This is a genomic window from Luteococcus sp., from assembly GCF_043424415.1.
Classification (GTDB): domain Bacteria; phylum Actinomycetota; class Actinomycetes; order Propionibacteriales; family Propionibacteriaceae; genus Luteococcus.
Genome location: NZ_JBHWOO010000222.1, coordinates 1 through 10,973, shown reverse-complemented (window position 1 = coordinate 10,973; position 10,973 = coordinate 1). Strand labels below are relative to the sequence as shown.

The 10,973-nt window shown below is 68.1% G+C and carries 8 protein-coding genes and 1 pseudogene; 7 read left to right on the top strand and 2 right to left on the bottom strand.

Annotated features, from left to right (window positions below):
• Nucleotides 1–470: pseudogene (locus ACHFFZ_RS12915) on the top strand (hypothetical protein); the annotation flags it as partial.
• Here ACHFFZ_RS12915 and ACHFFZ_RS12910 read toward each other — a convergent pair.
• Complete coding sequence (locus tag ACHFFZ_RS12910; RefSeq protein WP_394277012.1) at nucleotides 430–1,449, bottom strand: LacI family DNA-binding transcriptional regulator; 1,020 nt, start codon at nucleotides 1,447–1,449, stop codon at nucleotides 430–432. The pseudogene ACHFFZ_RS12915 and the gene ACHFFZ_RS12910 sit on opposite strands and share 41 nt — an antisense overlap.
• A gap of 202 nt (nucleotides 1,450–1,651) precedes the next feature.
• Here ACHFFZ_RS12910 and ACHFFZ_RS12905 point away from each other — a divergent pair, with 202 nt between their 5' ends.
• From ACHFFZ_RS12905 to ACHFFZ_RS12885, 5 genes are all read left to right on the top strand, one after another.
• A complete protein-coding gene (locus ACHFFZ_RS12905; RefSeq protein ID WP_394277011.1) occupies nucleotides 1,652–2,968 on the top strand; it encodes an extracellular solute-binding protein in 1,317 nt (438 codons plus the stop codon).
• 132 nt (nucleotides 2,969–3,100) lie between these two features.
• Nucleotides 3,101–3,982 (top strand): carbohydrate ABC transporter permease, encoded by an 882-nt coding sequence (locus ACHFFZ_RS12900; RefSeq protein WP_394277010.1) that lies wholly within the window; start codon nucleotides 3,101–3,103, stop codon nucleotides 3,980–3,982.
• 7 nt (nucleotides 3,983–3,989) lie between these two features.
• The gene (locus ACHFFZ_RS12895; protein ID WP_394277009.1) at nucleotides 3,990–4,787 is read left to right on the top strand and encodes a carbohydrate ABC transporter permease; all 798 of its coding nucleotides are present in this window, start codon (nucleotides 3,990–3,992) and stop codon (nucleotides 4,785–4,787) included.
• On the top strand, nucleotides 4,784–7,798 hold the full coding sequence (locus ACHFFZ_RS12890) for a glycoside hydrolase family 2 TIM barrel-domain containing protein (protein WP_394277008.1): 3,015 nt from the start codon (nucleotides 4,784–4,786) through the stop codon (nucleotides 7,796–7,798). Before ACHFFZ_RS12895 ends, ACHFFZ_RS12890 begins: the two co-directional genes overlap by 4 nt.
• A gap of 214 nt (nucleotides 7,799–8,012) precedes the next feature.
• Nucleotides 8,013–9,332 (top strand): NtaA/DmoA family FMN-dependent monooxygenase, encoded by a 1,320-nt coding sequence (locus ACHFFZ_RS12885; RefSeq protein WP_394277007.1) that lies wholly within the window; start codon nucleotides 8,013–8,015, stop codon nucleotides 9,330–9,332.
• Between the two features lie 83 nt (nucleotides 9,333–9,415).
• Here the strand turns inward: ACHFFZ_RS12885 and ACHFFZ_RS12880 are convergent, their stop codons facing one another.
• Entirely contained in the window at nucleotides 9,416–10,174 is a 759-nt protein-coding gene (locus ACHFFZ_RS12880) for an NADPH-dependent F420 reductase (RefSeq protein WP_394277006.1), read from the bottom strand.
• 191 nt (nucleotides 10,175–10,365) lie between these two features.
• Between ACHFFZ_RS12880 and ACHFFZ_RS12875 the strand changes: the two genes are divergently transcribed.
• The coding region (locus tag ACHFFZ_RS12875; RefSeq protein ID WP_394277005.1) for a tRNA dihydrouridine synthase at nucleotides 10,366–10,973 on the top strand (608 nt) is incomplete at its 3' end.

Genomic DNA, 10,973 nt, shown 5'->3' with positions numbered 1-10,973 from the left:
GCCATCGCCTGCTGCCCGTCGCCAGTCTGGACGGCCAGGACCTGTCTGGGCTGTGGACCGACTGGTACGAGGTCATCCACCGCAACTGGTCGCCCACCGCCCCGCACGATGTCCTCGTCGAACTGTTCGCAGACCTGGTGGCCGAGATCGACCCCCACAGGAGCGTCGGCTGCACCATCGACGGGCAACTCGTCGCCATCGCCTTCGTCTTCCCCGCTGACCGGCCACCGGAGATCCTCACCCAGGCCCTGGACCCCGAACACCCCCACGCGCGCAAGGCCGTCGCCTCCTGCATGGCGACCGCACTGGCCAGTTTCGACGAACTCGTCCGCTTCGACGGACACGTCAGCGACCCGCACTTCGCACCGCTGTGGAGCACGGTGCCGGGCGTCCACGCCGGCGAGGACGACCCGCTGGACCTGCTGGAGATCAGCGGCCGCCCGTCTCCGGGGTCCCCGTGCTCTGCCTGAGCACCAGCTCGGTGGGCACCACCACCCGCTCCAGCTCCTCCGGGCGGGCGCCGTCGAGCTGGCGCATCACCAGCGCCACCAGCTCTTGCCCGATCCTTCGGAAGTCCTGGCGGATGGTGCTCAGCGGCGTGGGGGCATAGGCGGCCAGGCCGACGTCGTCGAAGCCCGCCACCGAGCGGTCCTGCGGAATGCGCAGCCCGGCCTCGGTGAAGGCCCGCATCACCCCGAAGGCCATCTCGTCATTGGCACAGAAGACGGCCGTCGCCGATGGGTCGGCGGCCAGCCGTCGCCCTGCCTCCAAGCCGGAAGCGGCCGTCCAGTCGCCCTGCGCGACCTCGGGCACGGGCGCGCCGGCCTCCTCCAAGGTGCGGCGCCAGGCCTCGGCGCGCTGCTGGGCGGGCTCGGAATCCTCGGGACCGCCGACGTGGTGGACGGTCCGGTGCCCGAGGCCGAGCAGGTGCTGCACCATCGCGCGCGTGCCCTCGGTCTGGTCGGTGACCACCGCCGGGTGCGCCCCGACCAGGCGGGAGTCCGAGACGGCCACCGGCAGCCCGTCGGGCAGCAGCAGCGAGTCCTCGGTGGCGGCCTCGTGCCGCAGCACCACCAGGCCATCGAGTCCCTGAAGCTCGAGCCGTTGCCGGGTCCGTGCCCAGTCGGTGTGGCTGGCGTCGGGAAGGGTGGTGAGGGTGACGCTGAAGGAGTGCTGCTCGGCGGCCTCTACGACCGCGCCGAGGGTCAGGTTCTCGCCGGTGCGCTCGAAGCGGTGGCTCATCACCCCGATGGTGCGCGACGATCCGGTGCGCAGCACGCGCGCTGCCCGGTTGGGCACGTAGCCGGTCTCGGTCATGGCCTGCTCGACGCGCTCCCGGGTGGCGGGCCGCACCGACGGGTGCCCGTTGGCGACCCGGGAGACGGTCTGGGCCGAGACTCCGGCAGCGCGGGCGACGTCCCGGATGGAGGGTTTGGGTCTGGCAGCCATGGGCCGAGCCTAGTCAGGAGGTGATGGGGGAACAGACCCGGGTGCGCCCGGAAACTTTCTGGACTCTCCGTCCCCCAAGAATCTCCGCAAGGAGTAATGTTCACGTAAACATCATTGGTCCAGTCGACATGGCCACGGATCCCCGCCCACACCGATGTGGGCGGCGCGCGAACGGGCATGTCAACCACAGAAGGAGTCCGTCATGGCCTCACTGTCCAGGCGCACGTTGATGCAGGCAGCCCTGCCGATCGGGCTGCTCGCCAGCGCCGGTTGCAGCCGAACACGACAGAAGTCCGAACCGCCCCGTGCCGGCGACGCGGTGCCAGACACCGGGACGCTGCGCGCGTGGTGTTGGGACCCCGCCTTCAACATCTACGCGATGAAGGAGGCCGGCAAGCTCTACACCGCCCAACACCCCAAGGTGAGCGTCGCCGTCACCGAGACCCCCTGGGACGACATCCAGACCAAGCTCACCACGCTGGCCCTGTCCAATGAGGCCGATCGCCTGCCCGATGTCTTCCTGGTGCAGAACAACGCCTTCCAGAAGAACGTCACCAACTATCCCGAGCTCTTCGCCGACCTCACCGAGACCGACATCGCCTTCGACGAGTACCCCGACTCGGTGGTCAACTACTCCACCGTCGAGGGCCGTCGTTACGGGGTCTCCTTCGACAGCGGCACCGTGGTCAACCCGATGCGCATCGACCTGCTCGACAAGGCAGGCCTTGGCCTGGACGACTTCGCCGACATCACCTGGCCCGAGTACCTCGAGATGGGCAAGCAGGTGAAGGCCACGGTCGGAAAGCCGCTGCTGTCGGGAATGGCCGGCGAGACCGACCTGGTGATGATGATGCTGCAGAGCGCCGGCGCAAGCCTCTTCGACGACCAGGGCAATGCGCAGATCAGCAACAACGACGTGCTCGCATCGGTGGTCAAGACCTACCAGGAACTGGTGGCCAGCGGCGTCATGGTCGAGGTGAACTCCTGGGACCAGTACATCGGCAGCTTCGTCAACGGCAGCGTCGCCTCCGCACTCAACGGCGCCTGGATCCTCGGCTCGGTGCAGACGGCCAAGGACCAGAAGGGCTTGTGGGACATCACGACCATGCCCCGCCTGACGGGCTTCAAGGAGGCGACGAACTACTCCGCCAACGGCGGCAGCTCCTGGGCGGTCAGCGCCCACGGGCAGACCTCGCTGGCCGTCGACCTGCTCAAGGAGACCTTCGCCGGCTCCACGAAGCTCTACGACACGATCCTTCCCAGCTCGGGAGCGCTCGCCAACTGGATCCCCGCCGGCACGAGCGCCGTCTACCGCGAGGCGCAGCCCTTCTTCAACAACCAGCCGATCTACTCGCGCATCGTCGAGTACTCCACCAAGGTGCCGAGCAACACCACCGGCGTCTTCTACTACGAGGCGCGTGATGCGGTGGGAGCAGCGATCGCCAAGGTGCTGCGCGGGGTACCGCTGGCCAAGGCCTTGGGGGAGGCGCAGAAGAACGTCGAGTTCGCCATGAAGTGAGCACTCGGACCCACCACCAGACCGGACACCGATCCTCCTGACAAGAAAGGTCACATCGTCGTGACAACAGCAATCTCGACACCGCACGGCCCGGGAGACCCGGGCGCAGCGGCTCCCCGCCGCCGCGGAGGCGTGCGTCGGGCAGAGGAGCGCTACAACCGCATCGGTTGGTACTTCCTGATGCCCGCCGCGCTCATGATCTGCGTGATGAACTTCTACCCGATGGCCGAAGCCTTCATCCTCTCGCTCAAGTCCGGACGCGGCACGCGCCTGGACTGGGCGGACCCGTGGTGGCGCAACTACGCGCGCCTGTTCGAGGACGAGATCTTCCGCAAAACGCTCACCAACACCCTGCTCTACCTGGTGGTGCAGGTGCCGGTGATGCTCGTCCTGGCCCTCATCCTGGCCAACCTGCTGAACAATCCGAACCTGCGCTGGAAGGGGCTGTGGCGCACCGCGATCTTCCTGCCCTGCGCGGTGAGCCTGGTCTCCTACTCGTTGATCTTCCGCACCATGTTCGCCACCGACGGCCTGGTCAATGACGCGCTGATGGGCCTGCACCTGGTCAACAGCCCGGTCAACTGGCTGGGCACCGAGTCCACAGCCCGGATCGTCATCATCCTCGGCCTGCTGTGGCGATGGACCGGCTACAACATGATCTTCTTCCTGGCCGGCCTGCAGACGGTGGACCGCTCGACGCTGGAAGCAGCCCGCGTTGACGGTGCGAACAGCCTGCGCACCTTCTGGCACGTGACCGTCCCGCAGCTCAAGCCGATGATCCTGCTGTGCGCGATCATGTCGACCAATGGCACCATCCAGCTCTTCGACGAGTCCTGGAACCTGACCGGCGGTGGCCCGGCCTATGGCTCGATGTCGATGAGCCACTACCTCTACGAGGTGTCCTTCCAGAACAACCCCAACTTCGGCTACGCCTCCGCCCTGTCCTACGTGATCCTCTTGCTGGTCGCCCTCTTTGCCGCGGTCCAGATGAAGGTTGGTGACAATCGTGAATAGTCCTCGCATGCGCCGGATCCCCGGCTACCTCTTCCTGGCCCTGGCTGCGCTGGCCTCGGTCTTCCCGCTCTTGTTCATGGTGGTCTCGGCCACCAACACCAGCCAGGAGGTACTGAACTCCAAGCTGCTGCCGGGATCGCACCTGATGGAGAACTACCGCGCCCTGACGGCCTCGCAGGACCTGTGGGCGGCGCTGTGGCACTCGGCCGTGATCGCGGTGGGCACCACTGTGCTGGCGCTGCTGGTGTGCTCGATCGCTGGCTACGGCTTCGAGGTCTACCACTCCCGCGGCAAGGACCGGCTGATGGCGGTGCTGCTGCTGGCGATGATGATCCCCTTCGCGGCCACCATGATCCCGCTCTTCCGGATGTTCGCCCGGGCCGGCCTGGTGAACTCGATGATCGCCGTCATCCTGCCGACGGTGGCGACGCCGCTGCTCATCCTGCTCTTTCGGCAGTCGGCCAGGAGTTTCCCCTACGAGATCATCGAGGCGGCCCGGCTCGACGGCCTGGGGGAGCTGCGGATCTTCGCGACGATCTTCGTGCCCACCATGCGCGCCACCTATGCCGCGGCCGCGGTGGTCACCTTCATGGCCGCCTGGAACAACTTCATGTGGCCCAAGATCATCCTGATCGAGAACCAGTTCCAGACCATCCCGATGCTGGTGGCCAACCTCACCGCCGGCTACGTCACCGACTACGGCACCCTCATGCTGGCGGTGCTGATCGCCTCGATCCCGACGATGGTGATCTTCCTCGTCCTGCAGCGCACGTTCACCGAAGGAATCACAGGAGCAGTCAAGTGAGCTACATCGACCGCATCGCCGAGCCCGGCTACTTCGCCGAGAACCGGATGCCTGCCCATTCAGACCATCGCTGGTTCGCCGACGAGCAGGAGCTCCAGACGGGCACCAGCAGCTTCGAGCAGTGCCTCAACGGACGCTGGAAGTTCCACTACGCCGCCAATCCGGCAGCGACCGTGCCCGGCTTCGAGGCCCCGGCACTGGACGACTCCGGCTGGTCCGAGATCCGGGTGCCGGCCCACATCCAGCTGGAGGGCCACGACCGTCCCCAGTACGTGAACACCCAGTACCCCTGGGATGGCCATGAGGCGATCGAGCCCGGCCAGGTGCCGATGCGTTTCAACCCGATCGCCAGCTACCGGCGCCGCTTCACCCTGGGCCATCCGCTGGCCGAGGGCGAGCGCCTCAGCCTGGTCTTCAAGGGGGCCGAGTCGGCCGTCGCGTTGTGGGTCAACGGGCAGTGGATCGGCTATGCCGCCGACTCCTTCACTCCGTCGGAGTTCGACATCACCGACGCGCTGGTCGAGGGCGAGAACCTGATCGCCTGCCAGGTGCCCAAGTGGACTTCGGGATCGTGGCTGGAGGACCAGGACTTCTACCGCTTCAGCGGCCTCTTCCGCGACGTCGTCCTGCTGCGCCGCCCCCGCGCCCACGTCGAGCACCTGGACGTGTGCACCGACCTGGCCGACGACCTCGCCCGCGGCACCGTCAGCGTCGAGACCACATTTTTCGGCGAGGGTCGCGTGGCGGCCGAACTGGTGGGGGTCGGCACGCTCACGGCTGCCGACGACAAGCTCACGATCGACGTCGACAATCCCCGGCTGTGGAGCCCCGAGGACCCCCACCTCTACACGCTGCGCCTGGAGGTCTTCGACGGCGACGGCACCTGCACCGAGATCGTCGAGCAGCCGGTCGGGATCCGTCGATTCGCCATCGAGGACGGCCTGCTCAAGCTGAATGGCCGCCGCATCGTGATGGAGGGCGTCAACCGGCACGACTTCGGACTGGACGGTCGCGTCATGACCCGTGAGCAGACCGAAGCCGACATCGTCTGCCTCAAGCAGCACAATGCCAACGCGGTGCGCACCAGCCACTACCCGAACAACACCTGGTTCTACGAGCTGTGCGACCGCTACGGCCTGATGGTCATCGACGAGATGAACCTGGAGACCCACGGCATGTGGGACAAGATCATCCGCGGACAGGCCACCATCGACGACGCCCTGCCCGGCGACCGTCCCGACTGGCACGACGTGCTCATCGACCGCGCCGACTCCATGGTGAACAGGGATCGCAACCACCCGAGCGTGGTGATGTGGTCGTGCGGCAACGAGTCCTTCGGCGGCTCCAACCTGCTGGCCATCGCTGAGCGCTTCCGCGAGCTCGACGACCGGCCGGTGCACTACGAGGGCGTCCACTGGGACCCGCGGCTGCCGCAGACCACCGACGTCACCAGCCAGATGTACACCTCTGCCGCGGACGTCGAGGCGCACCTGGCCGAGCACCGTGACAAGCCCTTCGTGCTGTGCGAGTACGCGCACGCGATGGGCAACTCCTTCGGCGCGGTCGGCAAGTACGTCGAGCTGGCCGAGCGCGAGGAGCTCTTCCAGGGCTACTTCGTGTGGGACTTCGCCGACCAGGCAGTTGCGCTGCGCGACCGCTTCGGCGAGCCCTACCTGGGCTACGGCGGCGACTGCGGCGAGCGGCCCCACGACGCCGAGTTCTGCGGCAACGGCCTGCTGTACGCCGACCACACACCCACGCCGAAGTTGCTGGAGATGAAGGCGCTCTACCAGCCCTATGCCATCGACGTGCAGCGTGACCGGATCAGCGTGCGCAACCGGCTCTTCTTCACCGGCAGCGAGGCCCACACCTTCACCGTGGTCGTCTCCCGCGAGGGTCTTGTGCTGGAGCGGCACGGGCTGGAGGTCTCGGTTGCCCCGGGACGCAGCGTCGAACTGCCGCTTCCGGTCAGCCTGCCCGAGCTTGCGAACGCCCAGTACGAGGCGGGGGAGTACTGCATCGACGTCAGTGTCACCCTGGCCGAGGCCACCGAGTGGGCCCCGGCCGGGCACGAGGTGGCCCACACCCAGGGGGTCTTCGTCGTCGATGCCCCGGCAACCGAACCGGTGTCGCTGCCGGCGCCTGAGGTGGTGGAGGGCATCCACAACATCGGGGTGCGGGGCGAGCACTTCGAGGCGCTGTTCAGCCGCACCCAGGGCGGTCTGGTCTCCTATGTCCACGGCGGTCGCGAGCTGATGGTGCGCCCGCCCATGCCGAACTTCTGGCACGCGCCCACCTCCAATGAGCAGGGCTGGCAGATGGGCTTCCACGACGGGCAGTGGCTGCTGGCCAGCCGCTATGCCCGAATGGTGAGTGACGATGCGGCGAATCTGTCGCTGGAGCGCGGGGAGCACGACGTCAGCGTCACCTACCGCTATGAGCTGCCCACCGCCCCGGTGAGCCACTGCACCGTCACCTACCGGGTCGGCGGCGACGGACGCGTCGAGGTCCACGCGGTGCTGGATCCGGCCGAGGGCCTGTCGGACGCGCCTGAGTTCGGGCTGGCGTTCATCGTCCCGGCCGAGCTGGACCAGCTGGTCTGGTACGGCCAGGGCCCGCACGAGAGCTATGTGGACCGGCAGGCCAGCACCACCGTCGGCATCTGGGAGGCCGAGGTCGCCGACCAGCTCACCCCCTACCTGCGTCCGCAGGAGTCGGGCAGCCACACCGGCGTGCGGTGGGCGAAGGTCACCGACGAGCACGGGCTGGGCCTGCTGCTGGACTGTGAGGCCACGATGGATTTCTCGGCCCAGCACTGGACGCCCGCGGAGGTGGAGAACGCCTTCCACGAGCACGAGCTGCCGCCGGTCCACAAGACCGTGCTGCGGCCGGCAATGATGCGCCGGGGTGTTGGTGGCGACGACTCGTGGGGTGCCCGCACCCACAAGGAGTTCTGCCTGCCGACGGGCCAGCGGCTGGACTTCCGCTTCGCCTTCCGCGGCATCGGGTGATCCGCTGGCGGCCGGGTGGGATCGAGGGTGCGTCACCCTCGCATTGAAAAGTGGAGACTAGCTCCGTATCGTTGAAGCGGAGGATCTCTCCAGTTCATCGCCGACGGTGCTGGGGCCGACGGTGCTGGGCCAGATCCGACCCGGCCGCACAGCCCGCCCCGCGTGAAGGGTCTGCTGCGGTCCCCACCCCGACCGCGACAGAACCGGAAGTGCGATGAAAGACCAGATGATCCTCGGCATGTACCTGGGCACCGGCTACGGCTCCCAGCCCACCGCCTGGCGGGCCGACGGCGTGCAGGCCGACAACTACACCAACCTCGACGCCGTCGTGCGCCACGCCCAGGCCGCCGAGCGAGGCAAGTTCGCCTTCGTCTTCCTGCCCGACTTCCCCGCCTTCAGTGAGCAGATGGCCGTCGAACAGCCCCAGATGACGCTCGATCCGATCGTCACCCTCACCGCCATCGCCCGCGAGACCGAACGAATCGGCTTGGTGGCCAACGGCTCCACCACCTTCAACGAGCCCTACAACCTCGCCCGGCAGTTCAAGGCCCTCGACGTCGTCAGCCACGGCCGCGCCGGCTGGAATGCCGTCACCACCAGCGATCCCACCGCCGCCGCCAACTACGGCGCGGCAGTCGCCGAACGTCCCGAACGCTATGCCCGCGCCCACGAGATGATCCAGATCGTCGAGGCCCTGTGGGGCAGCTGGGGCAAGGACGCCTGGATCAAGGACAAGGCCAGCGGACGCTTCGTCGACGTCAGCAAGGTGCAGCCGGCCAACCTCCAGGGCCAGTACCTCGCCTCCCGCGGGCCGCTTCCCATTCCGCCGTCCGAGCAGGGGCAGCCCGTGATCTTCTCCGCCGGTGGAGGCCAGTACGGCCTGACCATCGCCGGCCGCCACGCCAGCGGTGTGATCGGTGCCGCATACACCATCGAGGACGCCCGTGCCCAGCGTGAGGCCGCCCGCCAGGCCGCGCAGGAGGCCGGACGCAACCCCGACGACGTGAAGTTCTTCGCTGGCCTCATGGTCGGCGTCGGCAAGGATGCCCGCGACGTGCTCGACCGCCGCCTCTCCTACGCCGCCGACCACCTGCCCACACGCCTGGGCTATCTCGGCAGCATGCTCGGACTGCAGTTCGCTCCCGAGCAGATCGACCAGCCGCTCACCGAGCAGCAGCTGGCCGCCGCCCGGCCCAGCCCCTTCGACCCGCGCTCGGAGCGCGCACTCGAGGTCGCGCGCGAGGGCTGGACACTGCGCGAGGTGCTGGCGCATGGTGTCATCGACTACCACCCGACGCCGATCGGCTCCCCAGAGACCATCGCCGACCACCTGCAGGAATGGTTCGAGGCGGGCGCCTGCGACGGCTTCTGGCTCTCACCCGACGTGCACGACCAGGATGTCGACCTCTTCGTCGAACAGGTGGTGCCGATCCTGCAGGAGCGCGGCCTGTACCACCGCGACTACGAAGGGACGACCCTGAGGGGCCACCTGGGCGTGCCCGCCCAGTACGGACCCGACCCCCGCGTCGCCTGAGAGGGCAGCGGCGCCGGAGATGGAACGGCACTGGCCGACGCCCACCGGGTGGACGCCGGCCAGCGCCAGTTCTGGGGCGGGGCTCAGAACTGGAAGTCCGGCCCGCACTCCACCAGGCGTGCCATGGCCACACCCCACTCGGCGTCGGGGTTCGTCCCGGCACCGAGCCAGGTGGTGAAGATCTGCACGATGATGTCGCGACGCACCGGCGCCTGCTCCCGGTCGGCTGCGGCCAGTGCTGCGGGCAGCTGCTCCAGGGTCAGGTCGGTGCCGTAGCACGGGGTGCCCGGCTGCTGGCGCCAGGATTCGGCCAGGCTGCCGGCGTCGTGGGCGTCGAAGCCGGTCTGTTCGACCAGCTGCATCGCGATCTTCTTGTCCTGGTCGCGGTCGGCGGCCACCGGCAGGGCGATCCGTCCCTCGGCGCCCTGCGGGCGCCCATTGGTGGCCAGTGAGGCGGAACCGATCGCATTCCAGGCCTTGGCCACGGGACGGCCGAGCTGCTCGGAGACCCACAGGCTCTCCACGATGCCCTCGGGCAGCAGCTCTGCGCCGTCACGCTGCGGGTAGTAGTTGGACGTTTCGACGACCGTGGCCTGTTCGAGCAGGCGCTTGACGAGATCCGCGAGCCCGGGGATCGCGCTCAGCGGGACCGACAGGACGAGCACCTCGACGTCGGTGGCCGCCTGCTCGGCGGTGACGGCGCGGGCGCCGTGGGTGAGCAGGTCGTCCGCGATGGTCTCAGGTCCGCGTGAGTTGGCGACCTTGACGTCGTGGCCCGCTTCACTCAGCTTGCGCACGAGGCTCGCGCCGATGTGGCCGGTTCCGATGATTCCAATCTTCATGCAGTGTCCTTGGGGTTCTCGTGTCGGCGTGGGCCGCCGTCCTGGCTACGATTTCCACGATACGGAGACATTCTCCGATTGGCAATCGGCAGGGTTGCCGTCTGACAGGCCAGGTTTTGTCAGCACCCCGAACTACAGTTGGTGCGGCCAGCGGCAGACCGCTGGTGCACCAAGACCTCGAGAGTGAGCACGTGAGCGCCTACCCGCCCCTTCGCCTGTCGGCACCGAGCAGGACCGATGCCGTGGTCGTCGACACGCCCGTGGTGCTGGCCCCGATGGCCGGCATCACCAACCGCGCCTTCCGCCAGCTGTGCGCCGAGCAGGGCGCGGGACTGTACGTGTGCGAGATGCTCACCAGCCGCGGCATCGTCATCCAGGACCGCAAGACCAAGCAGATGCTCGGCTTCGCCCCCAACGAGACGGTGCGCAGCGTCCAGACCTATGGCGCGGATCCGGCGATGGTGGCGCGCGCCACCGAGGTGCTGTGCGACCAGTACCAGGTGGACCACGTCGACCTGAATTTCGGCTGCCCCGTGCCCAAGGTCACCCGCAAGGGTGGCGGCGGCGCACTCCCGTGGAAGCGGGACCGGATGCGCCTGATCCTGCGCGCCGCCGTGCAGGCCGCCGACAAGTACGGCGTGCCCGCCACCATGAAGACCCGCATCGGCATCGACGACGACCACCACACCTTCCTCGACGCGGGCCGGATCGCCCAGGAGGAAGGCATCGCCGCGATCTGCCTGCACGCCCGCACCGTCGCCGACGCCTACTCCGGCGAGGCCAAGTGGGACCACATCTC

Bases quoted from the DNA above. Each gene is read 5' to 3' on its own strand.
- ACHFFZ_RS12895 (WP_394277009.1), top strand. From the start codon at position 3,990: ATGCGCCGGATCCCCGGCTACCTCTTCCTGGCCCTGGCTGCGCTGGCC.
- ACHFFZ_RS12910 (WP_394277012.1), bottom strand. From the start codon at position 1,449: ATGGCTGCCAGACCCAAACCCTCCATCCGGGACGTCGCCCGCGCTGCC.
- ACHFFZ_RS12885 (WP_394277007.1), top strand. From the start codon at position 8,013: ATGAAAGACCAGATGATCCTCGGCATGTACCTGGGCACCGGCTACGGC.
- ACHFFZ_RS12880 (WP_394277006.1), bottom strand. From the start codon at position 10,174: ATGAAGATTGGAATCATCGGAACCGGCCACATCGGCGCGAGCCTCGTG.
- ACHFFZ_RS12905 (WP_394277011.1), top strand. From the start codon at position 1,652: ATGGCCTCACTGTCCAGGCGCACGTTGATGCAGGCAGCCCTGCCGATC.